The sequence below is a fragment of the Shinella sp. H4-D48 genome, from assembly GCF_022637395.1.
GTDB lineage: Bacteria > Pseudomonadota > Alphaproteobacteria > Rhizobiales > Rhizobiaceae > Shinella > Shinella sedimenti.
In genome coordinates this window covers 1,842,532-1,867,786 of sequence record NZ_CP093337.1, presented here as the reverse complement: position 1 = coordinate 1,867,786, position 25,255 = coordinate 1,842,532, and the positions used below count along the sequence as shown (strand labels likewise).

At 61.6% G+C, this 25,255-nt stretch carries 24 protein-coding genes; 8 read left to right on the top strand and 16 right to left on the bottom strand.

The annotated features are described in order from the left end of the window. Positions 1 to 6: 6 nt before the first annotated feature. The 4 genes from MNR02_RS09120 to coaD all read right to left on the bottom strand — a co-directional run bounded on the left by MNR02_RS09120 (position 7) and on the right by coaD (position 2,224). Positions 7 to 456: a DMT family transporter gene (locus tag MNR02_RS09120; protein WP_241595789.1), complete on the bottom strand. Its 450-nt coding sequence runs from the start codon at positions 454 to 456 to the stop codon at positions 7 to 9. Between the two features lie 76 nt (positions 457 to 532). After that, positions 533 to 1,048 carry a peptidylprolyl isomerase gene (locus MNR02_RS09115; RefSeq protein WP_241595786.1) on the bottom strand — a complete coding sequence of 172 codons (516 nt, stop codon included), beginning with the start codon at positions 1,046 to 1,048 and terminating at the stop codon, positions 533 to 535. Positions 1,049 to 1,128: 80 nt separating this feature from the next. After that, complete coding sequence (locus MNR02_RS09110; protein ID WP_241946592.1) at positions 1,129 to 1,695, bottom strand: peptidylprolyl isomerase; 567 nt, start codon at positions 1,693 to 1,695, stop codon at positions 1,129 to 1,131. A gap of 34 nt (positions 1,696 to 1,729) precedes the next feature. Then, a complete protein-coding gene (gene coaD / locus MNR02_RS09105) occupies positions 1,730 to 2,224 on the bottom strand; it encodes a pantetheine-phosphate adenylyltransferase (protein ID WP_241595781.1) in 495 nt (164 codons plus the stop codon). Positions 2,225 to 2,473: 249 nt separating this feature from the next. On the opposite strand from coaD, the gene MNR02_RS22915 reads away from it, so the two are divergent. Then, on the top strand, positions 2,474 to 2,599 hold the full coding sequence (locus MNR02_RS22915) for a hypothetical protein (RefSeq protein WP_256464445.1): 126 nt from the start codon (positions 2,474 to 2,476) through the stop codon (positions 2,597 to 2,599). Between the two features lie 14 nt (positions 2,600 to 2,613). After that, positions 2,614 to 2,760, top strand: a complete 147-nt coding sequence (locus MNR02_RS09100; protein ID WP_241595778.1) for a hypothetical protein — start codon at positions 2,614 to 2,616, stop codon at positions 2,758 to 2,760. Between the two features lie 123 nt (positions 2,761 to 2,883). Here the strand turns inward: MNR02_RS09100 and gyrA are convergent, their stop codons facing one another. After that, a complete protein-coding gene (gene gyrA, locus MNR02_RS09095; protein WP_241946591.1) occupies positions 2,884 to 5,667 on the bottom strand; it encodes a DNA gyrase subunit A in 2,784 nt (927 codons plus the stop codon). Positions 5,668 to 5,905: 238 nt separating this feature from the next. Here gyrA and MNR02_RS09090 point away from each other — a divergent pair, with 238 nt between their 5' ends. Continuing rightward, entirely contained in the window at positions 5,906 to 6,535 is a 630-nt protein-coding gene (locus MNR02_RS09090) for a MarC family protein (protein WP_241595772.1), read from the top strand. A 15-nt stretch (positions 6,536 to 6,550) separates the two neighbouring features. Here the strand turns inward: MNR02_RS09090 and MNR02_RS09085 are convergent, their stop codons facing one another. Together MNR02_RS09085 and MNR02_RS09080 are read right to left on the bottom strand one after the other, a co-directional pair. Continuing rightward, a complete protein-coding gene (locus tag MNR02_RS09085; RefSeq protein ID WP_241946590.1) occupies positions 6,551 to 7,435 on the bottom strand; it encodes a restriction endonuclease in 885 nt (294 codons plus the stop codon). An 89-nt stretch (positions 7,436 to 7,524) separates the two neighbouring features. Then, positions 7,525 to 8,073: a single-stranded DNA-binding protein gene (locus MNR02_RS09080; protein WP_241595764.1), complete on the bottom strand. Its 549-nt coding sequence runs from the start codon at positions 8,071 to 8,073 to the stop codon at positions 7,525 to 7,527. A gap of 282 nt (positions 8,074 to 8,355) precedes the next feature. Here MNR02_RS09080 and uvrA point away from each other — a divergent pair, with 282 nt between their 5' ends. Beyond that, positions 8,356 to 11,274 (top strand): excinuclease ABC subunit UvrA, encoded by a 2,919-nt coding sequence (gene uvrA / locus MNR02_RS09075; protein WP_241946589.1) that lies wholly within the window; start codon positions 8,356 to 8,358, stop codon positions 11,272 to 11,274. 19 nt (positions 11,275 to 11,293) lie between these two features. Beyond that, positions 11,294 to 12,106 carry a DUF72 domain-containing protein gene (locus MNR02_RS09070; protein ID WP_241946588.1) on the top strand — a complete coding sequence of 271 codons (813 nt, stop codon included), beginning with the start codon at positions 11,294 to 11,296 and terminating at the stop codon, positions 12,104 to 12,106. A gap of 55 nt (positions 12,107 to 12,161) precedes the next feature. Here MNR02_RS09070 and MNR02_RS09065 read toward each other — a convergent pair whose 3' ends face one another. Further along, positions 12,162 to 13,652, bottom strand: coding sequence for an NAD(P)H-hydrate dehydratase (locus MNR02_RS09065; RefSeq protein WP_241946587.1), 1,491 nt, complete (start codon positions 13,650 to 13,652; stop codon positions 12,162 to 12,164). A 365-nt stretch (positions 13,653 to 14,017) separates the two neighbouring features. On the opposite strand from MNR02_RS09065, the gene MNR02_RS09060 reads away from it, so the two are divergent. Both MNR02_RS09060 and glnA read left to right on the top strand, forming a co-directional pair. Continuing rightward, positions 14,018 to 14,356: a P-II family nitrogen regulator gene (locus MNR02_RS09060; RefSeq protein WP_003515720.1), complete on the top strand. Its 339-nt coding sequence runs from the start codon at positions 14,018 to 14,020 to the stop codon at positions 14,354 to 14,356. Positions 14,357 to 14,418: 62 nt separating this feature from the next. Next, positions 14,419 to 15,828, top strand: coding sequence for a type I glutamate--ammonia ligase (gene glnA, locus MNR02_RS09055; protein WP_241595749.1), 1,410 nt, complete (start codon positions 14,419 to 14,421; stop codon positions 15,826 to 15,828). 90 nt (positions 15,829 to 15,918) lie between these two features. On the opposite strand, the gene MNR02_RS09050 is transcribed toward glnA, so the two are convergent. Together MNR02_RS09050 and MNR02_RS09045 are read right to left on the bottom strand one after the other, a co-directional pair. After that, the gene (locus MNR02_RS09050) at positions 15,919 to 16,953 is read right to left on the bottom strand and encodes a TAXI family TRAP transporter solute-binding subunit (RefSeq protein ID WP_241946586.1); all 1,035 of its coding nucleotides are present in this window, start codon (positions 16,951 to 16,953) and stop codon (positions 15,919 to 15,921) included. Positions 16,954 to 17,080: 127 nt separating this feature from the next. Further along, a complete protein-coding gene (locus MNR02_RS09045; RefSeq protein ID WP_241946585.1) occupies positions 17,081 to 18,097 on the bottom strand; it encodes a hypothetical protein in 1,017 nt (338 codons plus the stop codon). Positions 18,098 to 18,252: 155 nt separating this feature from the next. Here MNR02_RS09045 and hspQ point away from each other — a divergent pair, with 155 nt between their 5' ends. Next, on the top strand, positions 18,253 to 18,585 hold the full coding sequence (gene hspQ / locus MNR02_RS09040; RefSeq protein ID WP_241595742.1) for a heat shock protein HspQ: 333 nt from the start codon (positions 18,253 to 18,255) through the stop codon (positions 18,583 to 18,585). Between the two features lie 117 nt (positions 18,586 to 18,702). On the opposite strand, the gene MNR02_RS09035 is transcribed toward hspQ, so the two are convergent. Genes MNR02_RS09035 through pcsA form a run of 6 tightly spaced genes read right to left on the bottom strand, consistent with a single transcriptional unit; the run spans position 18,703 to position 25,168 of the window. Continuing rightward, positions 18,703 to 19,773, bottom strand: a complete 1,071-nt coding sequence (locus MNR02_RS09035) for a BMP family ABC transporter substrate-binding protein (protein WP_241595739.1) — start codon at positions 19,771 to 19,773, stop codon at positions 18,703 to 18,705. 53 nt (positions 19,774 to 19,826) lie between these two features. Beyond that, a complete protein-coding gene (locus tag MNR02_RS09030; protein WP_241595736.1) occupies positions 19,827 to 20,747 on the bottom strand; it encodes an ABC transporter permease in 921 nt (306 codons plus the stop codon). After that, the gene (locus MNR02_RS09025) at positions 20,747 to 21,841 is read right to left on the bottom strand and encodes an ABC transporter permease (protein ID WP_241946584.1); all 1,095 of its coding nucleotides are present in this window, start codon (positions 21,839 to 21,841) and stop codon (positions 20,747 to 20,749) included. The genes MNR02_RS09030 and MNR02_RS09025 overlap by 1 nt, the downstream gene beginning before the upstream one ends. After that, a complete protein-coding gene (locus tag MNR02_RS09020) occupies positions 21,831 to 23,405 on the bottom strand; it encodes an ABC transporter ATP-binding protein (RefSeq protein WP_241946583.1) in 1,575 nt (524 codons plus the stop codon). Before MNR02_RS09020 ends, MNR02_RS09025 begins: the two co-directional genes overlap by 11 nt. A gap of 47 nt (positions 23,406 to 23,452) precedes the next feature. Further along, the gene (locus MNR02_RS09015) at positions 23,453 to 24,424 is read right to left on the bottom strand and encodes a quinone oxidoreductase (protein WP_241946582.1); all 972 of its coding nucleotides are present in this window, start codon (positions 24,422 to 24,424) and stop codon (positions 23,453 to 23,455) included. Positions 24,425 to 24,442: 18 nt separating this feature from the next. Then, entirely contained in the window at positions 24,443 to 25,168 is a 726-nt protein-coding gene (pcsA, locus tag MNR02_RS09010; RefSeq protein WP_241946581.1) for a phosphatidylcholine synthase, read from the bottom strand. Between the last annotated feature and the right edge of the window lie 87 nt (positions 25,169 to 25,255).

The window sequence follows — 25,255 nt, the reverse complement described above, 5'->3', positions numbered from 1 at the left end:
GCTTTCTCAGAGGAAGCGGATCATCAGGGCGCCCGCAACGAGCAGAACGGCGCCGCTGATGCGCCCCACCGAGACTTCGCGCACGGCCATGCCGAGGAAACCGATACGATCAAGCAGGATGCCGGCAAGAAGCTGGCCGGACACGGCAAAAGCCATGACGGCCGCCGCGCCGATACGCGGTGTGAGAAAGATCGCCGTTGTGACATAGACCGTGCCCAACGCGCCGCCGGCGATGTAGAGCCAGAGGTCCGGGCCGCGCCAATCCGGTGAACGTGCTTCAAATGCGGACGTTAGCAGAACGACAAGCGCGAGGATGGCAGCGCCCGACAGGAAGGAAACGCAGGCGGCTGCGACCGGCATGCCGAGGCCACGTCCAAGCATGGCATTGATCGGCGCCTGAATTGCAATGCATGCGCCGGCCGCGATGCCGAGCAGCGCCCAGAGGAAAGCAGCCATATCGCCGATCCTTGAAAAGCGAACAAACAAAACCGCGCCCGCCAGGGCGGGCGCGGTCGAAAACGATCGGTTTCTATCAGGCCGCTACGTCGGCGGCAACCTTCATCGAAACGATGGTATCGGGATCGCGCACCGGCTCGCCGCGCTTGATCTTGTCAATATTGTCCATGCCCTCGATGACTTGGCCCCAGACGGAGTACTGCTTGTTAAGCCAGGGAGCATCGGTGAAGCAGATGAAGAACTGCGAGTTGGCGGAGTTCGGCATCTGCGAGCGGGCCATGGAGCAGGTGCCGCGGACATGGCTCATGTTGGAAAACTCGGCCTTGAGGTCCGGCTTTTCGGAGCCGCCCATGCCGGCGCGCGATGGATTGAAGTCCTTGCCGCCCGTCTTTCCGTACTGCACGTCGCCTGTCTGGGCCATGAAGTCCTCGATCACGCGGTGGAAGACGACGCCGTCATAGGCGCCTTCGCGCGTCAGTTCCTTGACGCGTGCCACGTGGCCCGGTGCAAGGTCCGGAAGCAGCTGGATGACCACCTTGCCCTTCGTGGTTTCCATGATGATGGTGTTTTCCGGATCCTTGATCTCGGCCATGGTCTCTCTCCTTCAAAAGCCTGCCCCAAAGGTGTGTCCTACCTTCGGGATTACAACAGGCACCAAATCAAAAAATGCCTTTACTTGCCGACGGTGACCTTGATCATGCGGTCAGGGTCGGTGACGGAACCGTTATTGGCATCGTCGCCGCGCTTGATCTTGTCGACATTCTCCATGCCCGAAACGACCTTGCCGACGACCGTATACTGGCCGTTCAGGAAGTCGCCGGGGGCGAACATGATGAAGAACTGCGAGTTGGCGGAATTCGGATCCTGCGCGCGCGCCATACCGACCGTGCCGCGCTCGAACGGGATATCCGAGAACTCGGCCGGCAGGTCCGGCTGGCTGGAACCGCCCGTACCGGCTGCCTGGGGCTGGAAGCCGTTCTCCATATCGCCGTACTGCACGTCACCCGTCTGGGCCATGAAGCCGTCGATCACGCGATGGAAGGCGACGTTGTCGTACTCGCCGGCGGCAGCCAGCGCCTTGATGCGCTCGGCGTGCTTCGGCGCCTTGTCGTTCAGTTCGATGACGACGGGCCCGTCCTTGAGCTGGATCGTGATGAAGTCGGCGGCCTGGGCCACGAAGGCGCCGGTCGCTGTCGCCAGGAACAGGGCGCCTGCAAAGGCGGTGCGGAGAATGTTCATGATAGCTCCCTTGATGGGTTCAGGATAATGGGGCTCAGCCCTTGTGGCGGGCCTTGAGGGCCGCAAAGACGGGCGCCGGAACGAAAGCACTGACATCGCCGCCCATGGCCGCGATCTGGCGGACCAATGTGGCGGTAATGGGCCGCGAGGCGACGCCGGCGGGCAGAAACACCGTCTGCACATCGGGCGCCATTTGCCGGTTCATGCCGGCCATCTGCATTTCATAATCGAGATCCGTTCCGTCCCGCAGGCCGCGGATCAGCAACCGCGCGCCATGCGACCGTGCGGCATCCACAACCAGATTGGAAAATGAAACAACACTGACATCCCCTGCCCGCGCCGGCAGCGCATCGGCGATCGATCGCTGAATAAGGTCGGCGCGCTCCTCGAAGGAAAAAAGCGGCGTCTTGCCGGGGTGTACGCCGATCGCAACGACAAGTTTGGATGCGACGTTCAGCGCCTGCACGAGTACGTCGATGTGGCCGTTTGTGAACGGATCGAAAGAGCCAGGATAAAAGGCGACTGTCATCGGCGAGGTCCCGTTTGCCCGCCTTTTGTCACGGACAGCGGTGATCCGCAAGGGTGCGGCCTGACGCACCCGCACCTATCCCCTGCCGAGATCATGAACAGCACATGAATGGCCCGTTCAAGGTCATTTCAGGCACGCCATGTCTAAATGACAGCATAGGGTCGGGAACAAAAGTCGTCGCGGGGCATTTTACCGACCGAATGAAGTGAATGAAGCATTGCGTTTCCTTAAACGGAAAGGAACACCAAGATGGCACTCGCTCTACTTTGCATGACCATGTTCATCGCCCTCAGCGTTGCGGCTTTCCACGCCCTTCGCGAAGAGGATCGCCCGGCAGCTGCCGAAGGTGCGGGCCGCGGCAAGTGGCTGCGTTGAGCGGGGATATGGCAATGGCGTTGCTGACGATTTTCGCTACGCTCTTCATCAGTGTGGTGTTCACATTCGACTTTTCTCGCACGATCCTCGACCTGAAGCGGGACCGTGCAGAGCTGAAGGCCGCAAGGCTGAAAACAGAAGCAGGCGGCTTCGGCGTGTAGCGCCCCTTTGCCGCCGTTAGTGCGGGTGGCTTTCCTCCAGGCCGCCCGCCAACATTGAAAAGCCGGACGGTCGTTCCCTGCCCGTCCGGCTTTTTCACGTTTTCTTGGCTGTATTGGGGAGGCTTATGCCTCGCCCTCGCCACCAGCTTCGATCTCGACATCCACGACAGCGGCTTCGCCGTCGATTTCAACCTCGTCGTCACCTTCCGGCTCGCTGATGCGTTCCACGGAGACAACCTTCTCGTCCTTGGCCGTAGAGAAGATCGTGACGCCCTTCGTGGCGCGGCTGGCGATACGGATACCGTTGACCGGCACACGGATCAGCTGGCCACCGTCGGAGACGAGCATCAGCTGGTTCGTTTCCTCGACCGGGAAGGCGGCGACGAGTTCGCCGATCTCGTTGGTCTTGGAGGTGTCCGTGGCACGAATACCCTTGCCACCGCGGCCTGACGTGCGGAAGTCATAGGAAGACGACCGCTTGCCGAAGCCCTTCTGCGAAACGGTAAGGATGAACTGCTCGCGAGCCTTGAGTTCCTGATACTTATCTTCAGTGAGGTCACCGATTTCGCCGACCTCCTCGCCGACCAGCGCAATATCCTCCTCATCGACGCCACTCGCGCGGCGTTCTGCTGCGGAACGCTTGAGATAGGCGGCACGTTGCCACGGCTCGGCATCGACATGGTTGACGATCGTCATCGAGATGATGCGGTCGCCAGCACCCAGATTGATCCCGCGCACGCCGACCGAATTGCGGCCTGCGAAGACGCGCACGTCATCAACCGGGAAGCGGATGCACTGACCGAGCGCGGTCGTCAGCAACACGTCGTCGCGGTCGGTGCAGGTCTCGACATTGAGGATCTCGTCGCCCTCTTCCTCGAGCTTCATCGCGATCTTGCCGTTGCGGTTGACCTGGACGAAATCGCTGAGCTTGTTGCGGCGCACCGTTCCGCGTGTCGTCGAGAACATGACGTCGAGGTTTTCCCACGTCGTCTCGTCTTCCGGCAGCGGCATGATGGTGGTGATGCGCTCGCCGGGCTCGATCGGCAGCATGTTGATGAGCGCCTTGCCCTTGGACTGCGGCGTGCCGATCGGCAGGCGCCAGACCTTCTCCTTGTAGACGATGCCATGCGAGGAGAAGAACAGGACGGGCGTGTGCGTATTGGCGACGAACAGACGGGTTGCGAAATCCTCGTCCTTCATGGCCATGCCGGAGCGGCCCTTGCCGCCGCGGCGCTGCGCGCGATAGGTCGCCAGCGGCACGCGCTTGACGTAACCGGCATGCGAGACGGTGACCACCATGTCCTCGCGGGCGATCAGGTCCTCGTCGTCCATGTCGGGACCACCTTCGGTGATCTCCGTGCGGCGCGGCGTGCCGAACTCGTCCCTGATGGCGCCGAGTTCGTCCTTGACGATCGTCATGATGCGCACGCGCGACGACAGGATATCGAGGTAATCCTTGATCTCCTCGCCGATCTTGTTGAGTTCCTCGTCGATTTCGTCGCGGCCGAGCGCCGTCAGGCGGGCAAGACGCAGTTCGAGGATGGCGCGGGCCTGCTCCTCCGAGAGATTGTAGGTCAGGTCCTCGTTGATGCGGTGGCGCGGGTCGTCGATGAGCTTGATCAGCACATCGACGTCCTTCGCCGGCCAGCGGCGCTGCATCAACTGCTCGCGCGCCGTCTGCGGATCGGGCGCGCGGCGGATGAGGGCGATCACCTCGTCGATATTGGCAACCGCGATGGCAAGTCCGACCAAGACATGGGCGCGGTCGCGCGCCTTGCGCAGCAGGTACTTCGTGCGGCGGCTGACGACTTCCTCACGGAAAGCGACGAAGGCACGCAGCATGTCCAGCAGCGTCATCTGCTCCGGCTTGCCGCCGTTGAGCGCCACCATGTTGCAGCCGAAGGAGGTCTGCAGTGGCGTGTAGCGGTAAAGCTGGTTGAGAATGACGTCGGCATTGGCATCACGCTTCAGCTCGATGACGACGCGGTAGCCGTCGCGGTCTGACTCGTCGCGAAGATCTGAAATGCCCTCGATACGCTTGTCGCGCACCAGCTCGGCCATCTTCTCGATCATCGTCGCCTTGTTCACCTGGAAGGGAACTTCGGTGATGATGATCTGCTCGCGATCGCCGCGCATCGGCTCGATGGTGGCGCGGCCACGCATCACGACGGAACCGCGGCCGGTCTCATAGGCCTGCCGGATGCCGGAACGACCGAGGATCAGCGCGCCGGTCGGGAAATCCGGGCCCGGAATGTGCTGCATCAGCTCGATGAGATCGATCGCCGGGTTGTCGATCAGCGCGATACAGCCGTTGATGACTTCCGCAAGGTTGTGCGGCGGGATGTTCGTCGCCATGCCCACGGCAATGCCGCCCGCGCCGTTGACCAGAAGGTTCGGGAACTTGGCGGGAACGACAACCGGCTCGCTCATCGTGCCGTCGTAGTTGTCGCGGAAGTTGACGGTCTCCTTGTCGAGATCGTCGAGCAGCGAGTGGGCGGCCTTTTCCAGGCGGCATTCCGTATAGCGCTGGGCTGCCGGCGGGTCGCCATCGATGGAACCGAAATTCCCCTGGCCGTCGATCAGCGGCAGGCGGAGCGACCAGTCCTGTGCCATACGCGCCAAGGCGTCGTAGATCGCCGAGTCGCCGTGCGGATGGTATTTACCCATCACGTCACCGGTGACGCGTGCCGACTTCACGTACTTCTTGTTCCAGTCGACGCCCATCTCGCTCATCGAGTAGAGGATGCGCCGGTGCACGGGCTTGAGACCATCGCGCACATCCGGCAGCGCACGGGACACGATCACGCTCATAGCGTAATCGAGATAGGACCGCTGCATTTCCTCGATGATGGAAATCGGCTCAATGCCGGGAGGGTTCTTGCCGCCGGGTGTCGTTTGTTCTGTCAATTTCGGTCACGATCGTTGTTCAGAATCAGATGCAATTTTATAGCCTACCGGCGGCATAAGCGCCAATTTTGCGAAGGGTTGTGAACAGCCTTTTCCCAGGAAATCCGCGAATTTGCGCATTTTCATGGTCGCGCGGGCGCCGCTTTGCGCGCGCCCTTCCCTTATGCGGCGCCCTCGCCTAACAATGTCTCTATAAGGCTTCGTGAAACGGCCGCGCAACGGCGAGGGGAATGACCGGATGCTCACCACAGACACGGTGATCAACGCGATCACGACGCTGCTCGTCACCATCGATCCGCCCGGCCTTGCGCCGATTTTTCTCGGGCTCACCGTCGGCATGACGCGCGCACAGCGCAAGCAGGTGGCGCTGCGCGGCTCGCTGATCGCCTTCTGCATCCTGGCCGTCTTCGCCGTCACCGGATCGAGCGTGCTCTCGCTGCTCGGCATCTCCATCGGCGCCTTCCGCATCGCCGGCGGCCTGCTGCTCTTCTGGATCGCTTTCGAGATGATCTTCGAACGCCGCAACGAGCGGAAGGAAAAGACCAGCGAGGTGGCAATCACCCGCGACCATATCCATAACATCGCCGTCTTCCCGCTTGCCTTGCCACTGATTGCCGGCCCCGGCGCCATTTCCGCGACGATCCTGCTGTCCGGCTCGTTTCCGTCGGCGCTGGAGCGTACCGCCCTTATCGGCGTTCTGGCGCTTTGCATCGCCATTCTCTTCCTCGCCCTCGTCATCGCCGACCGCATCGATCGCTTCCTCGGTAACACCGGCCGCGCCATCCTCACCCGCTTGCTTGGCGTGATCCTTGCTGCACTGGCCGTGCAGTTCGTGGTCGATGGTGTGAAATCGGTGTTTATTCTCTGAGAGGGACAGTCAGCGCTATCGCGCGCCGAATGTTTTCTCGAAAAGGTCAGGGATGTCGTGTTGTGAGAAAAGCTTTACACCCGTCATCATAGCCAATGCGTTGGCGCTAGGCGTGAAGCTGGCGTTGGTGAGGACTCCCGCGGCATCAACACCGTAATAGACCATGCCTGCATGGGCCTCCTGCACCGCCTTGTTGCCGACAGGGCTTCCATAAAGCTTGCATTGCAAACCGAGACGCCTGCCCGCTTTCTCGGCTATGACGTCCAGTCCCTGGTCGCCGGAGCCGCGTGTCACCTCAGCCTTCCAACCGAACCGGGTGAGTGAATGGGCTACCCACTGTTCGAAGTTGTGCCCGTCCCTTGGAAGAGTGTCGGCGTCGAATCCTGTGGCCGCTTGTGCACGCCTGCGGATGTTGAGCTGTTCAAAAACCAGCGCTTTTGCTTCCTCGAAAGAAAACAGCGCACTGTCGAGCGCAACGCTGGCAAAAAACTCGACGAGCGCCTCGTCGGTCGTGTCCTTGACGACAGCGCCGTAATCGTTGGTCCTGATGGCGAGCGCGAGATTGCGGTTCAGGGCACTGAAGTGCCTGTCCACCGCGTCGATCAACCTTTGGTGTTCGATGGATCGCCGCCGCAGAAGGTTCTGCTGGTATTCCTGCTCTTGCGCGAGCGCGGCCATGCGCATCGACGCGTCTCGTGCCTTCGCTATGCTGCGTCGCCGCCACATCCAGGTCGCGGCGAGAAAAGGGCTGAGCAAAATGATGATCGCGCCAATAATGCCCAAGGCGGTCAGTCCGGGCGTCCCACCGGCCGGCACGTCCATGGCCGCGATCAGGCTTCCGAAAAGACCGATCGCGAGTGTCAGCAATACAAAACGTACTGCACCTTTAAGAAGACTCAAAACGGCGCCCTCCTCTCACGAATGGGCGCCGTCAACCTTGACGTCAGACCGCAGCCCCCACGTAATCCCCGGGAGCCAAGGTAATTTGCTTAGAATGGGATGTCATCATCCATGTCGCGAGAAAGCGAACCGCCACCCGAACGGCTGCTGCTTCCGCCGCCACCGCCAGCCGCGCCGCCGGATGCCGGACGCGAACCGTAGTCGTCATAGCCCTGGCCGCCGCTGGCGCCGCCGAAATTGCTGCTGCCGCCGAAATCGCCGCCGCGGCTTGCACCACCGCCTTCGCCACGGCCGTCCAGCATGGTCAGGGTGGAGCCGAAGCCCTGCAGCACCACTTCCGTCGAGTAGCGGTCATTACCCGTCTGGTCCTGCCACTTGCGTGTCTGCAGCGCGCCTTCGATATAGAGCTTCGCACCCTTCTTCACATACTGCTCGACGACCTTGCACAGGCCTTCGTTGAATACGACGACATTGTGCCACTCCGTCTTCTCGCGGCGCTCGCCGCTGTTGCGGTCGCGCCAGGTTTCGGACGTGGCGATGCGCAGGTTGGCGATCGGCCGACCATCCTGCGTGCGCCGGATTTCCGGGTCCGCACCGACGTTCCCGATCAAGATAACCTTGTTGACGCTTCCAGCCATACCCGTATTTCCCGTTGTCGCGCCGGGCGAAGGGCACCCGGCATTTGTCACTAGATCGACGATACCTTATCGACTGGAGCGCGCCAGCGCGCCCCACGCAAGCGACAATCCACAGATTGCGCATTTTTGTTCTTTTTTTGTTCTATTAATTCCCTACACTCTTGTCAACCGAATCGGAAACGGGCACGGAATCTTCTCGAGGGCGCATGGACACGCGGCTGCCAATCCCTACATAGAAGCCGACCTTTCCTGAATGCGCAACGATTTCTGACGCTGGATACCATGAGCGAACTCAAGACCATTTCCATACGCGGCGCGCGCGAGCACAATCTCAAGGGCGTCGATCTCGATCTGCCGCGCAACAAGCTGATCGTCATGACCGGGCTTTCCGGCTCGGGCAAGTCGTCGCTCGCCTTCGACACGATCTATGCCGAGGGCCAACGCCGCTATGTCGAGAGCCTCTCGGCCTATGCGCGCCAGTTCCTTGAGATGATGCAGAAGCCTGACGTCGACCAGATCGACGGCCTTTCCCCGGCCATCTCCATCGAGCAGAAGACGACCTCGAAGAACCCGCGCTCGACCGTCGGCACGGTCACCGAAATCTACGACTACATGCGTCTGCTCTTCGCGCGTGTCGGCGTGCCCTATTCCCCGGCCACCGGCCTGCCGATCGAAAGCCAGACGGTCAGCCAGATGGTCGACCGGGTTATCGATTTCGGCGAGGGCACCCGCCTTTATATCCTCGCGCCCATCGTGCGCGGCCGCAAGGGCGAATATAAGAAGGAACTCGCCGAGCTCATGAAGAAGGGCTTCCAGCGCGTCAAGGTGGACGGCCAGTTCTACGAGATCGCCGAGGTGCCGGCTCTCGACAAGAAGTACAAGCATGACATCGATGTCGTTGTCGACCGCGTTGTCGTGCGCCCTGATCTCGCCTCGCGCCTCGCCGACAGCCTTGAGACGTGCCTGAAGCTCGCCGATGGCCTTGCCATCGCGGAATTCGCCGACAAGCCGCTGCCGCCTGAGGAAACCTCGGCCGGCGGCTCGGCCAACAAGTCACTCAACGACACGCATGAGCGTGTGCTGTTTTCGGAAAAGTTCGCCTGCCCGGTCTCCGGCTTCACCATTCCGGAAATCGAGCCACGGCTCTTTTCGTTCAACAACCCCTTCGGCGCCTGCCCGACCTGCGACGGTCTTGGCAGCCAGCAGAAGATCGATCCGGATCTTATCGTGCCGGAAACGGAGCGAACGCTGAAAGACGGTGCAATTGCGCCCTGGGCCAAGTCCTCGTCACCCTATTATAACCAGACGCTGGAAGCGCTCGGCACAGCCTATGGCTTCAAGCTGTCCAACCGCTGGTCGGAACTGTCACAAGAAGCGCAGAACGCCATCCTGCACGGCACGGATGAGAAGATAGAGTTCAACTACAAGGACGGTGCGCGCTCCTACAAGACCGTGAAGACCTTTGAAGGCATCGTGCCGAACCTCGAGCGTCGCTGGAAGGAAACGGATTCCGCCTGGTCACGCGAAGAGATCGAACGCTACATGTCGGCCGCGCCCTGCCCGGCCTGCAATGGTTTCCGCCTCAAACCAGAGGCACTGGCGGTCAAGATCAACAAGCTGCATATCGGCGAGACGACGGCCATGTCGATCCGCGTGGCGCGCGACTGGTTCGAGGCGCTACCGGAGCATCTGAACACCAAGCAGAACGAAATCGCGGTCCGCATCCTGAAGGAAATCCGCGAGCGGCTACGCTTCCTCAACGATGTCGGCTTGGAATATCTGTCGCTGTCGCGCAATTCCGGCACGCTGTCGGGCGGCGAAAGCCAGCGCATCCGGCTTGCCTCGCAGATCGGCTCCGGCCTGACGGGCGTGCTCTACGTGCTGGACGAACCGTCCATCGGCCTGCACCAGCGCGACAACGCGCGCCTGCTGGATACGCTCCGGCACCTGCGCGACATCGGCAACACCGTCATCGTCGTCGAGCATGACGAGGATGCGATCCTGACGGCTGACTATGTCGTCGATATCGGTCCCGCCGCCGGCATCCATGGCGGCCAGGTCATTGCACAGGGCACGCCGGAGGAGGTCATCGCCAATCCGGCCTCGCTGACCGGCAAGTATCTTTCTGGCGAGCTGTCGGTCGCCGTTCCAAGCGAACGCCGCAAGCCGAAGAAGAAAAAGGAAATCAAGGTCGTCGGCGCCAAGGCCAACAATCTGAAGAATGTCACGGCTTCCATTCCGCTCGGCGTCTTCACGGCTGTCACGGGCGTGTCCGGTGGCGGCAAGTCGACCTTCCTGATCGAGACGCTCTACAAGTCCGCCGCCCGTCGTATCATGGGCGCACGCGAAATTCCCGCTGAACACGAGCGTATCGACGGCTTCGAATTTATAGACAAGGTCATCGATATCGACCAGTCGCCGATCGGCCGCACGCCGCGCTCCAACCCGGCGACCTATACCGGCGCCTTCACGCCGATCCGTGATTGGTTCGCGGGGCTTCCGGAAGCGAAAGCGCGCGGCTATCAGCCGGGTCGTTTCTCCTTCAACGTCAAGGGCGGGCGCTGCGAGGCCTGCCAGGGCGACGGCGTCATCAAGATCGAGATGCACTTCCTGCCGGATGTCTACGTCACCTGCGACGTCTGCCACGGCAAGCGCTATAACCGCGAGACGCTTGATGTCACCTTCAAGGGCAAGTCCATCGCCGATGTGCTCGACATGACGGTGGAGGAAGGCGTCGAGTTCTTCGCCGCCGTACCGGCCGTGCGTGACAAGCTGGTGACGCTCAACCAGGTCGGTCTGGGCTATATCAAGGTCGGCCAGCAGGCGAACACGCTGTCGGGCGGCGAGGCGCAACGCGTCAAGCTCGCCAAGGAACTGTCCAAGCGCTCCACCGGCCGCACGCTCTACATTCTCGACGAGCCGACAACAGGCCTTCATTTCCATGACGTGGCAAAACTGCTGGAAGTGCTGCACGAGCTGGTCAACCAGGGCAATTCCGTCGTCGTCATCGAGCACAATCTGGAGGTCATCAAGACCGCCGACTGGATCATCGATTTCGGCCCGGAGGGCGGCGATGGTGGTGGTGAAGTGATCGCCGAGGGTACGCCGGAGGATGTCGTGAAGGTCGAGCGGTCCTATACCGGACAGTTCCTGAAAGAGTTGCTGGAAAGGCGTCCGATCAAGCGGATCGCGGCGGAATGAGTGACAAGGGAGGACGATGATGAGTACATCCGGCGCGATAAGAACCGGCATCGGCGGCTGGACCTTCGAGCCTTGGGAGGGAACGTTCTACCCGGAAAAACTGGTGAAGAAGCGCCAGCTTGAATTCGCAAGCCGCGAACTGACGACGATCGAGGTCAACGGCACCTATTACGGCTCGCAGAAACCGGAAACCTTCGCCAAATGGGCGTCGGAAGTGCCTGACGGTTTCATCTTCTCGCTCAAGGCCAGCCGGTTCACCACCAACCGCAAGGTTCTGGCCGATGGTGGCGAATCCGTCGAAAAGTTCCTGACGCAGGGCCTGACGGAGCTTGGCGAGCATCTCGGCCCGATCCTCTGGCAGTTCGCGCCGACCAAGAAGTTCGAACCGGAGGATTTCGAGGGTTTTCTCAAGCTCCTGCCGGAAAAGCAGGACGGGCTTGCGCTGAAACATGCGCTAGAAGTGCGCAACGAGAGCTTCATGAACCCGGAATTTGCTGCCTTGGCGCGCAAGTACAACGCTGCCATCGTCTATGCGCAGCATGCGGACTATCCTGAAATCGCAGACGTGACGGCCGATTTTGTCTATGCGCGCCTGCAGAAGGGATCCGACGATGTCGAAACCTGCTATCCGCCAAAGGCACTGGACGAGTGGGCGGAGCGGTTGAAGGATTGGTCAGCAGGCGGCGAGCCGTCCGACCTGCCGAAGATCGATCCAGACACGAAGCCAGCCAAGAAACCGCGCGACGTCTTCGCCTTCTTTATCACGTCGGGCAAGGTCAATGCGCCGAACGGCGCGCGCGAATTGCAAAAACGTACGCAGCCGCGCTCATAATCTATATCATTGGGGCCGAGCGCTCGGCAGCCGGGCGGCCATGCCCTGCGAACGCTCATTTGAACTGATCGACGCCGCCCAGAGCGTCGATCAACGTTTCGGCCGTCAGTCCCTCGCCGGCCGTGCGTCCCGCCTCTCCATGGCGCCAGACCGCGCTGGCGGCCGCCTCGAACGCCGGCATGCCTTGTGCAAGATGCGCGCCGACGAGACCGGCCAACACGTCGCCGGACCCGGCGGTCGCAAGCCATGGTGGCGCGTTTTCATTGACGAGTGCCCGGCCGTCCGGTGCGGCGATTACCGTATCCGCGCCCTTGAGGATAACCACGCCATTGCTGCGCGCCGCGGCCTTTTGGCCCCTCTCGATCTTCGAAAGCGTGCTGTCTTCGGCAAGATCGGGAAACAGCCGGGCGAATTCGCCGTCATGCGGTGTCAGGACCAGCCGCGGCTCTCCTTCGGCAAAGAGGTCGAAAAGCATCTGCGGGTCGTTGCGAAAAGCCGTGATGCCGTCGGCATCGAGAACCAGCCTTCGTTCGCCCGAGGCGATAAGATCGGCATAGCGCCGCGCTCGTTCTCCATCCCCGAAGCCAGGCCCAAGCACGAAGGTCTTGAGGCGGACATCCTCCAGCAAGGCCGAGAGGTCGCCGTCCCCATCGACCGGCTTCAGCATGACCGCGGTGAGATGAGCGGCATTGGAGGATAATGCTGCGGTCGGCGATAACAGCGTGACGAGCCCGGCGCCGGCACGGAGCCCGGCCATTGCAGAGAGCCGACACGCCCCCGTTGCCGTGGCAGGCCCGGAGAAGACGGCGAGATGACCCCGCACATATTTATGTCCCGCCCCCGTCTTCACCGGCAGAAGATGGCGCCACGCCGCTGGTGCATTCACCCCGATCTTTCCGCCATGGGAGAGCAGGATGCGCTCGGGTATGCCGATGTCGAAGATTTCCAAGTCACCTGCCATCATTCGGCCCGGCAGGAGAAGATGCCCTGGCTTGCGGCACATGAAGGTGACGGTCGCAGTGGCCTGGAAGGCTGCCCCCCGCACTGCGCCGGTTCTTCCGTCGATACCTGAGGGCAGATCAACCGCAAGCACGGGAACAGCGCTTTCGTTGATGGCCTCGATGGTCGTGATCACGTCGGCCGCGAGGTTCCGTGCCAGCCCAGCCCCGAACAGGGCATCCACCACGACGTCGCCGCTCTGGGGATGATAAGACGCAAGCGGCGCGACGGAGCCGGTAAAGTGCGCGTAAGCGGTTGCCGCATCGCCGCGCAGAGCCGCCGGCTCGCCCAAAACATGAACGGCGATCTCCGCGCCGGCCGCAAGCAACGCGCGCGCCGCGACATACCCGTCTCCGCCGTTATTTCCGGGGCCGCAAAGGATGACGAAGCGCAACGCGCCGGGAAAGCGGCGCAGCGCGCAGGCGGCGACCGCCTGCCCCGCCCGCTCCATAAGACCGTAGCTGGAAAGACCGGATGCCGCGGCGGCGTGATCCACCTGCTCCATCTGTTCGGGTTTAAGAAGCAATGTGTCATTATGGCTTTGCATGCCCCACCATGCCCGCAAAATCGCCTTCCCGACAAGAGTGGTGTCCCAATCCACCAACAAGGCTATTATTTATGCACTTGCTCATAATGAATGCTCAAATTTGCAGCTTTTAAAGCCATGGCGCTCAGTGGCGCCGTCTTGCATCCCTCTCACCCATGGAAAGTGATAAATTTTAGGCAGATTTCACTAGCCCTTTTGCCTGCAAAGCCGCATCATCCGGGATGTGAGGACGAGCCGGGTCTTCGGGAAACGGGATTTTTCGGATTAGGCACCCATCCTGCCTCAAGTTGGCATGCTACATGCATCAGATGTTTGCAGCGGGCGCAAACCGCGCGCAAACGGGAGAAGCGGAGAGACATTTTCTCATGAAAAAGATCGAAGCGATCATCAAGCCCTTCAAGCTCGATGAGGTGAAGGAAGCCCTTCAGGAAGTTGGCCTGCAGGGTATCACCGTCACCGAGGCGAAGGGCTTTGGACGCCAGAAGGGGCACACGGAGCTTTACCGTGGTGCCGAATATGTTGTCGACTTTCTGCCCAAGGTGAAGGTCGAGGTCGTTCTGGCCGACGAGAATGCGGAGGCCGTCATCGAGGCTATCCGCAATGCCGCTCAGACCGGCCGCATCGGCGACGGCAAGATCTTCGTCTCCAATGTCGAAGAAGTCATCCGCATCCGCACCGGCGAGACCGGTGTCGACGCCATCTAATCCCGCCTGGCCGTCCGGCCCGGGCTTTCATAACCTCGTCATCTCACACAGGGACTACACACATGACGACTGCCAATGACATCCTCAAGCAAATCAAGGACAACGACGTCAAGTTCGTCGACCTGCGCTTCACCGACCCGCGCGGCAAGCTGCATCACGTCACGATGGACATCGACTGCGTCGACGAAGACATGTTCGCCGACGGCGTCATGTTCGACGGTTCCTCGATCGGCGGCTGGAAGGCCATCAACGAGTCCGACATGGTGCTGATGCCCGATCCCGCAACGGTTCACATCGACCCGTTCTTCGCGCAGTCCACCCTCGTCGTGATGTGCGACATTCTCGATCCGGTCTCGGGCGAATCCTATAACCGCGACCCGCGCGGCACGGCCAAGAAGGCCGAAGCCTACCTCAAGGCATCGGGCATCGGCGACACCATCTATGCCGGTCCGGAACCTGAATTCTTCGTCTTCGACGACGTCAAGTACAAGGCCGACCCGTACAACACCGGCTTCAAGCTGGATTCGTCGGAGCTTCCCTCCAACGACGACACCGACTACGAGACCGGTAACCTCGGCCATCGTCCGCGCGTCAAGGGCGGCTACTTCCCGGTTCCGCCGGTCGACAGCTGCCAGGACATGCGTTCCGAAATGCTGACCGTCCTCAAGGAAATGGGCGTCACCGTCGAAAAGCAGCACCACGAAGTGGCTGCCGCCCAGCACGAGCTCGGCGTGAAGTTCGACACGCTCGTCCGCAGTGCCGACAAGGTGCAGATCTACAAGTATGTCGTGCACCAGGTCGCTAATGCCTATGGCAAGACGGCAACCTTCATGCCGAAGCCGATCTTCGGTGACAACGGCTCGGGCATGCACGTCCACCTGTCGATCTGGAAGGACGCCAAGCCGCAGTTCGCTGGCGACGAATATGCCGGCCTGTCGGAAACCTGCCTGTACTTCATCGGCGGCATCATCAAGCATGCCAAGGCGATCAACGCCTTCACCAACCCGACGACGAACTCCTACAAGCGTCTTGTCCCGGGTTATGAAGCACCGGTTCTGCTTGCCTACTCGGCACGCAACCGCTCGGCATCGTGCCGCATTCCGTTCGGCACGGGTCCGAAGTCCAAGCGCGTTGAAATCCGCTTCCCCGATCCGCTCGGCAACCCCTACCTCGGCTTCGCTTCCATGCTGATGGCTGGTCTCGACGGCATCAAGAACAAGATCCATCCCGGCAAGGCCATGGACAAGGACCTCTACGACCTGCCGCCGAAGGAACTGAAGAAGATCCCGACGGTCTGCGGCTCGCTGCGCGAAGCTCTGGAAAGCCTCGACAAGGACCGCAAGTTCCTCACGGCCGGCGGCGTCTTCGACGACGACCAGATCGACGCCTATATCGAACTGAAGATGGCGGAAGTCATGCGCTTCGAAATGACGCCGCACCCGGTCGAGTTCGACATGTACTACTCCGCCTGATCGTCGCTGTTCCTCCCGCCTTCGGGCGGGAGGCCTCCCAAGACGAAAAACCCGGCCATTGGCCGGGTTTTTTGTTGGTCTGCGATCCGGTCAGGGCTTCAGCCGCTGCTTGAGGAGGTTGAGATACTCCTCGTTCGAATCGTCCGTGGCGCCGGTTGCCGTGCCGGCTTGCGGCTTGCAGGCCGGCTTGTAGTCCAGCGCCATGCCGGCCTTGACGCAGACCCCGACCTGCCAGCCCGGCGGCAGCGCGGTCAGGTCGACGGTCTTCCATTTCGGGTGTCCGGTCGCCTTCAGCTTGTCGAGACCACCGACGATCAGGCTCGAGAAGTCGGCGACGGTCTTGCAGCTGTCGCGATGATAGGCGTTGCGCTTGACGTCGTAGTCATACGTCATCATCACGGCCTTCACCGCGACGAGATCAACAGGTTGATCCTGAAACGAATAGGTTCCAGCCTCTATGCGCGAGGGCGTATAGGTCGCAAGCAGCGGCGCCTCGGTGATCGGCAGAAGGTGGAATTTCGCCTTGTCGATCGTGTTGCCGGAAAACAGCGCTGCCGGCGCGCCGGCGACATAGAAGAACGCGTCGATCTCGCCGGAAAGCAGCTTCGGCAGCGCCTCGTCCGGGTTGATATCGACCCGCTCGCCCGCCTTCACCTGAAGAATATCCATCACCAGCGTCGCAGTCAGGAAGGTTCCGGAATCCTTCTTGCCGACGGCGACCTTCTTGCCGGCGAGATCCTTCACGCCGGCAATGTCCTTGCGCGCCAGCACGTGGATCTCCTCGTTGTAGAGCGGGAACATGATGCGCACGCCCTTCACCGCCTTCTGCACCTCGGGATCGTTCGCCTCGAAGGTCTTCAGATATTCGAGCACGTCGCTCTGTACGATGCCGAACTGCGTGTTGCGGCGGTTGCGCACACCGACGAAATTCTCAAGCGACCCGGCGCTCTCCACGACGTTCAGCTTCAGTCCGCACTCGGCGCCGAGTGCGGCAATGTCGCGGCCGATCTTGATATAGGTGCCCTGCGGCCCCCCGGTCATGATGCTACGCTCGAACTCCTGGGCAGATGCCGTTCCCGTCGATAGGGCAAGGCCGAGCGCGGCCGCCAGAACTGATCGCTTCATGCAAATCTCCTTCCGTGAGCGGGCATTTCCCCCGCAGGTCAGGCTTTTCCTGAGGACGAAAAACGCCTCATAGAGTTTTCTTCACGACCTGCGAAAGCGAAACCATATCCACCTTCGCCGGAAAGGCCTAGCAATCGCTGTCGAGGTCGCGCATCAGGCCGCGAAGCGCCAGAATGGGCACACGGTTCAGCACGCTGCCAAGCGCATTGGTGACGCATTCTCCGGAAACGAGTGTCTGTTCCAGTTGCGTGCGTTGCGCGCCCGTCAGCCGGTCTAGCCCCGGCGTTCTCTCGATGACCTGTGCCACCAGTGCGGCGTTGCGGGGGCTGCGGCCGTCGGCCGGCTTGGCGTTATCACGCGCGCCATTGCTATCTGACTGTTGCGGGCTCTTCGGCTCGGTGGCCGTTTCCAGTGCGGCAATCCTCTCCGCAAGGGCGGCGTTGTTGGCCGTCAGCGTCGCGATCTCCTGGTTCTTGCGGGCGATTTCAGCCACCAGGTCGGGCAGTTCGCGGGTGCGGAGCCTTTTGGCGGCCTGCTCGGCCTCAGCAAGTTCTCCGCGCAGCGTTTCTGCCTCAGCTTCCAGGCGTTCGACCTCGTCATTCTGGCTTGTCGTTTGTGCGCTACGTGCCTCGGCAAGCACCTTTTCAAGCTGTGAGATTTGACCGGCCCGCGCTTTAAGCTGCCGGGCGCGGTCGGCTGCAGCCGCTTCGGCCTCTCGCTGCAGTCGTTCGGCTTCGGCGAGTTTCTGTTCCGTGTGCTGCAGTTCGCGTCTCAGACGGGGAACCACCTCTTGCGACAGTCGTGCGTTTTCCGCGACCGCCGCGGCGTCGGATTGGCCGGAATTGGCGCGCACGGCGTCAAGCTGGCGCTGGAGGGCATCGTTCTCGTCGGCCAAGGCTTTTGCCTTGCGGCTGTCTTCCTCGATCTGCGCCACACGCGCATCGAGTTCACCGGCCAGATCGGCGATGCGACGGTCACGTTCTTCCAGGGTTTTGTCGGAGGCTGAGCCGGACATGGCGCGGAACGCGCCGTAACCAGCAGCGCCGCCGAGCGCCAGGCAGATGACCGATGCGAACAGAATGCCACCAATGCCGCTACCGCCTCCGGTCGCTCCGCCGCTGCTTCTGCCCCATTGATTGTTCATGCATTACGATCCGCTTGACGCTGTCTTTTGGAGGTACGCCGAAACCGGAGCAGGCGCAAGCAGCACTGCCTTGTTCCGAACGCGCATCGCATTCGACTGGAACTATTGATGTTTTAGCACAATTACCCAAATATAAGGAGAAAGGTAGGTACGCCATGAAGATGCGTCATGCAAAATTTGCCATCGGCGACGTTGTCCGCCACCGGGTTTTCCCGTTCCGTGGCGTGGTCTTCGACGTTGACCCCGAATTCGCCAATACGGACGAGTGGTGGAACGCCATTCCTGCGGAAATCCGCCCGCCCAAGGATCAGCCGTTCTACCATCTCTTCGCGGAAAACGACGAGTCGGAATATGTCGCCTATGTCTCCGAACAGAATCTGGTCGCGGACGACAGCGGCAAGCCGGTGCGCCATCCGCAGGTCCGCGCGCTGATGGATGTCGATGAAGGCCACTACAGGTGGAAGGAACAGAGTGGTATCTTCCACTAGCCGTTCCGGCAGGCTGCGAGGCCGAACGTGACGTTCCGAAAGGTATGTCACGGTAGCTTCAAACGAAAAAAGGCGCTCCACCGGAGCGCCTTTCTGTTTTTGAGGTGATCGATACGATCACTTCGGCAGCTGGTCGTCCACGCCGGCGATGTAGAAGTTCATGCCGAGAAGCGTGCCGTCGTCCGAAACAGCACCGTCAGCCAGCCAGTCCGAGCCGTCCTGCTTCTTGATCGGGCCGGTGAAGGGGTGCAGTTCGCCGGAGCGGATTTTCGCTTCGGTCTCTTCCGCCAGCTTCTTCACGTCGTCAGGCATGTTCGTGTAGGGCGCCATGGTGAGGATACCGTCCTTCAGGCCGTCCCACATCTGTTCGGACTTCCACGTGCCGTCGAGAACGGCCTGGGTGCGCTTGATGTAGTAGGCGCCCCAGGTGTCGACGATGGCGGTCAGCTGCGTTTCCGGGCCGGCCTTGATCATGTCGGAAGCCTGGCCGAAGGCCTTGATGCCACGCTCGGAGGCAACCTGCATCGGCGCGGTCGTGTCGGTATGCTGCGTCAGGATATCGACGCCCTGGTCGACGAGCGCCTTGGCGGCATCGGCTTCTTTGCCCGGGTCGAACCAGGTGTTGGCCCAGATGACCTTGACCTTGAACTCCGGGTTCACGGACTGGGCGCCGTGGACGAACGAGTTGATGCCCATTACGACTTCCGGGATCGGGAAGGACGCGATGTAGCCGGCGAGGCCCTTCTGCGACAGCTTGGCGGCAATCACGCCCTGGATGTAGCGGCCTTCATAGAAACGCGCATTGTAGGTCGCGACGTTGGCGGCCGACTTGAAGCCGGTTGCATGCTCGAACTTCACGTCCGGGAATTTTTCTGCAACCTTGATGGTCGCGTCCATGAAGCCGAACGACGTGGTGAAGACGAGAGCGCAGCCAGAGCGGGCCATGCGCTCGATCGCGCGCTCGGCATCCGGGCCTTCCGGCACGTTTTCAAGGAAAGGCGTCTCGATCTTGTCGCCGAAGTGATCCTGCAGCGCCTGGCGGCCGATGTCGTGCGCCTGTGTCCAGCCGCCGTCGGTCTTGGAGCCGACATAGATGAAGCAGATCTTCGTCTTGTCCTGGGCGCTGGCGGCAGCGGCGAAGCCGAGAACGGCGGCCGATGTTGTGAGAGCGAGAATGATTTTCTTCATTTTATCCTCTGTAGGTGGGTTGGATTGGTTGTGTCCCGTCTTCTTGTTCTTCGTCACCGATCGGGCACGAATGGCTTGCCGAGGCAGGCGGGCGTGTTGATCAGCGTCATGCGCCGGTTATGCGATATCAGGATTAGTACGATAACAGTGGCGGCATAGGGAAGAGCCGACAGGAATTGCGAGGGAATGCCGAGGCCGAGCGCCTGGGCGTGCAGCTGGCTGATGGAGACGGCGCCGAACAGATAGCCGCCGGCCAGCAGCCGCCACGGCCGCCAGGAGGCGAAGACGACAAGCGCCAGCGCGATCCAGCCGCGCCCGGCCGACATGTTCTCCACCCATTGCGGCGTGTAGACGAGCGATAGCTGCGCGCCGGCGAGACCCGCGCATGCGCCGCCGAACATGACCGCCAGATAGCGCGTGCGGATGACATGGATGCCGAGCGCGTGCGCCGAGGCATGGTTGTCGCCGATCGCCCGGATCTTGAGCCCTGCCCGGCTGCGGAAAAGGAACCAGTTCACGCCGAAAACGAGCGCAATGGACAGGTAGAAGATCAGGTCCTGCTTGAAAAGCACCGCTCCGATGAACGGGATATCGGACAGGAGCGGAATGGCGATAGGCTGGAGCTTGATGCCGGACATGCCGACATAAGGCTCACCGATCTGTCCGGATATACCAAGGCCGAGAATGGTCAGCGCAAGGCCGGTCGCCACCTGATTGGCAACGAGCGTCAGTGTCAGAAAGCCGAAAAGCAGCGAAAACAGCGCGCCGCAGGCAATGCCCGCGAGAATGCCGACATAGGGCGAACCTGTGGCCTGCGTAGCGGCAAAGGCGAGCACCGCCCCCATCACCATCATGCCTTCAACGCCGAGATTGAGCACGCCCGCCCGCTCCGACACGAGCTCGCCGAGCGAGGCGAGCACCAGCGGCGTGGCGGCGGTGACGACCGTCAGGAGGATGGCTTCGACGATACCCATCAGTGCGCTCCCCCTTCGGTGGTCTGGCGGAACCGGGAGAACACCAGCCGGATCTTGTACTGGATCAGCGTATCGCAGGAGAGCACGAAGAACAGGAGCAGGCCCTGGAAAACACGCGTGACCTTGTCGGAGACACCGAGCGTCAGCTGCACGGCCTCGCCGCCGACATAGGTTAATGCCAGGAACAGGCCGGCGGCGATGATGCCGAGCGGATTGAGGCGACCAAGGAAGGCAACGATAATGGCGGTGAAGCCGTAGCCGGGCGAGATAACGGGTTGGAGCTTGCCGATGACGCCGCTGACTTCGGAAATCCCGGCAAGTCCGGCAAACGCGCCGGAAAGCAGCATGGAGAACCAGATCATGCGCCTGGAGGAAAAGCCGGCGAAGCGGCCTGCCCGTTCGGATTGGCCAAGCACGGTAATCTCGAAGCCCTTCAGCGTATAGCGCATCATGATCCACAGGCCGACGGCAGCGACGACGGCGAAGACGAAACCGAGATTGGCGCGCCCGGAGGACACGAGTTCAGGCAGGATTGCCTCCGGCGCAAAATCGCGGCTAACCGGGAAATTGTAGGCATCCGGGCTGCGCCAGGGACCGCGCACCAGCCAGTCGAGGAAGAGCTGGGCGATATAGACCAGCATCAGGCTCGTCAGGATTTCGTTGGTGTTCATATGCGCCTTGAGGAAGGCGGGTATGGCCGCATAGAGCGCACCACCGATCATGCCGAAAATCAGCATTAGCGGCAGAACCAGCGACGAATGCCAGTCGTGGAAGACGACCGGCACGATGGCGCCCGCAATCGCGCCGGCAATGAACTGCCCCTCGGCGCCGATGTTCCAGTTGTTGGAGCGATAGCACACCGAAAGACCCGCGCCGATCAGGATGAGGGGCGCAGCCTTGATGGCGATTTCGTGCAGCGACCAGATGTCGAGTAGTGGCTCGATGAAGAAGCTGTAGAGTGCAGAAACCGGGTCCTTGCCAAGCAGCGCGAACATGATGCCGCCCGCAAACACCGTCAGCGCCAACGCCAGAAACGGGGAAATCACGGAAAACAGCAGGGACGGGTTGGCGCGTCGTTCGAGTTCAATGCGCATGGGCAACCTCTTCGCCTTCCGTCTTGCCGTACATTCCACCCATCAGAAGGCCGATCGTTTCGCGCGTCAGCGCGTGCGCCGGATAGACATCCGACAGGCGTCCCTCGCTGATCACGGCGATCTCGGTCGCAACCTCGAAAATCTCGTCCAGATCCTGGCTGATGACGAGCACGGCCGAGCCGGATTTTGCGAGATCGACGAGCGCCTGGCGGATGCGGCTTGCCGCTCCCGCATCGACGCCCCAAGTCGGCTGATTGACGATCAGAACGGCGGGCTGGCGGTCGAGTTCGCGGCCGACAATGTACTTCTGGAGATTGCCCCCCGACAGCGAGCCGGCCGCCGGATCGTCACCGCTCTTGCGTACGTCCATCGTCTCGGAAATGCGCCGCGATGCGAGGCGCACGACCGCGTGCTTGATGATACCGAGCACGCCACCGCCGAGGAAGGTCCGCCGGTCGGACTGGCTGCGCGCCAAAACAAGGTTGTCCGATAGCGGCAGCGACGGCACGGCCGCATGGCCGTGGCGTTCCTCCGGCACGAAGCCCGCCCCCATCAGGCGGCGCGCCGTAATGCCGAGATTGCCGGCCGGCTTGTTGCGGATGAAAACGGCGGAGGCGTCCGCCGCGGGATATTCACCGGAAAGCGCGTCGAAAAGCTCGCCCTGCCCGTTACCGGCAACACCGGCGATAGCCAGCACTTCGCCACCGCGGACCTTGAGACAGACATTCTTGAGCGCGACTGCAAAGGGGGTGCGCGCGGGTACGCTCAGATGGCGCGCCTCCAGCAGCACGTCACCCTTGGTGTTCGTGCCGGCGGTGCTCACCGAGGCGACATCGCTGCCAACCATCATGCGCGCGAGCGAAGCCGGCGTTTCCTTGCGGGGGTCGCAGGCGCCCGTCACTTTGCCATGGCGCAGCACGGTCGCACGGTCGCAGATACGCTGCACCTCTTCCAGCCGGTGGCTGATATAGAGAACGGAACGCCCTTCAGCCTTCAGCTTGTCGAGTGTCTCAAACAGCCTGTCAGCCTCCTGCGGCGTCAGGACGGACGTGGGCTCGTCGAGAATGATCAGTTCGGGGTTTTGCAGCAGGGCGCGCACGATTTCGATGCGCTGGCGCTCCCCAACCGAGAGATCCGCAACATGCGCCTTTGGATCGAGCGGCAGGCCGTAAAGATGCGAAAGGCGCGATGCTTCCTCGGCGACCTTCGACAGCGATATGCCGGGGCTCAGCGATAGCGCGATGTTTTCGGCGACCGTCAGCGCCTCGAACAGGGAAAAATGCTGGAACACCATGCCGATGCCAAGACGGCGGGCGGCGCCGGGGCTCGGGATTCGCACGGAATCGCCCTTCCAGACGATCTCGCCGCTGGTCGGTGCCAGAACGCCGAAAAGCATCTTCACGAGCGTCGATTTTCCCGCACCGTTCTCGCCCAGCAGGGCATGGATCTCACCGGGCTGGATTTCGAGGTCGATGCCGTTGCAGGCGGCAAACGAACCGAACAATTTTGTCAGGCTGCGAACGGCCAATAAAGGTCCGCCCGCGGATGATCCAACGGCTGGCACTTTGCCCCTCTTTCCTGCGATCCCAGCCTTTATGCCCGTCCGGGCGGTCAGGGAATGAGCAGTGTCGTTCCACTCGTTTTTCTTGTTTCCAGATCCGTGTGCGCGCGCCCCGCGTCCGCCAACGGATAAGTCTGATTAATATTGATACGCACTTTGTTGCTTTGCACAATATCAAACAGCGAGTTTGCACATGCATCGAGTGCGTCGCGCGTGGCGATATAGGCAAACAATGTCGGGCGCGTCGCGAAGAGCGAGCCCTTCTGGGCGAGCAACCCCATGTTGAAGGCTTCGACCGGGCCGGAGGAATTGCCGAAGCTCACGAACATGCCGCGCGGTTTGAGGCAATCCAGCGATTTCGGAAAGGTGTCCTTGCCGACGGAATCGTAGACCACGTCGACACCCTTGCCGTCCGTCAACTCCCGCACGCGCTCGGCGAAATCTTCCTTGCCGTAATCGATGACATGGTCGTAGCCATGAGCCAGTGCGAGATCGATCTTGGTCTGCGAACCTGCCGTGCCGATCACGGTCGCGCCCAGTGCCTTTGCCCATTGCCCCGCGATCAGGCCGACGCCGCCTGCCGCAGCATGGAAGAGGATCACGGTGCCAGGCTTCACCTGATACGTCTGGAGAAGCAGATATTGCGCGGTCATGCCCTTCAGCATCATGGCTGCCGCCGTTTCCAGCGAAATGCCGTCCGGCACCCGCACGAGATGTCGCGTCGCGACATTGCGTTCTGCGGCATAGGCGCCGTCGGACGATCCGTAGGCTACGCGGTCACCAACGGCGAACTCCGTCACGCCCTCGCCCAGCGCCGTGACGATGCCCGCTCCCTCCTTGCCGGGAATGAATGGCAGGTCCGTCTTGTAGAGGCCTGTGCGGAAATAGACGTCGATGAAGTTGAGGCCCACGGCCGCCTGCCGGATCTGCACTTCGCCCGGACCGGGTGCCTCAAGCGCGACATCCTCGAGCTTCAGCACCTCCGGTCCACCCAGGCTGCGTATGACGATCGCCTTGGTCATGGCATGCTTCCTTGCTTTCTAGCGACGGCCGAGACGGGGGAATACCTGCATCACGGCGCCGATGACATAGAGATAGAGTCCTGTCGCGACCACGCCCCACACCACCCAGGTGGGCGATGCGAAATGCAGGAGCAGCGCATAGCCGCTCAGCAGTGCCCAGAGGAAGAAAACAGCGAGATTGACGTTGCGCAGCCGCTCCACCCGCACCGGGTGCAGGAAGTTGATCGGCATGAAAGTCAGCAGGACGGAAACGAAGACGATGATCGACGCGGTCAGTTCGCTCGCCTGTATGACGAACAGCGTGAAAACCACCATATTCCAGACCACGGGGAAGCCGGAGAAGAAATACTCGTCGGTCTTCATGCCCATGTCGGCGTAATAGATGGCGCTGGACACCACGATGGCGCCAGCCGCCACAAAGGACCACGGCTCGCCGATCATGCCGCTCTGGTAGAGCGCGAAGGCCGGCAGCAGCACATAGGTCACATAGTCGATAACATTGTCCAGCGTATCGCCGGACCAGTTCGGCAGCACTTCCTTGACGCGCACCTTGCGGGCGATCGGGCCGTCGATGCCGTCGACAAGGAGTGCGAGGCCCAACCACCAGAACATGTCGACGAAGCGGTGCTCCGCTGCGGCGACAACGCCGAGAAAGGCCAGGAAGGAACCGGATGCCGTCAGGATGTGAACGGAAAAGGCGCGGATTTCCGCGTAAGGCACGCGCTTGTAGTTGAAAAACTTCATTGCCGGTCGCAGTCCATCCTGGGGCTTTATCACGCGTTCGTCTTGTGCCGAACGCGCCCTCCTGTGCGGTCACGTCAGGTAATATGC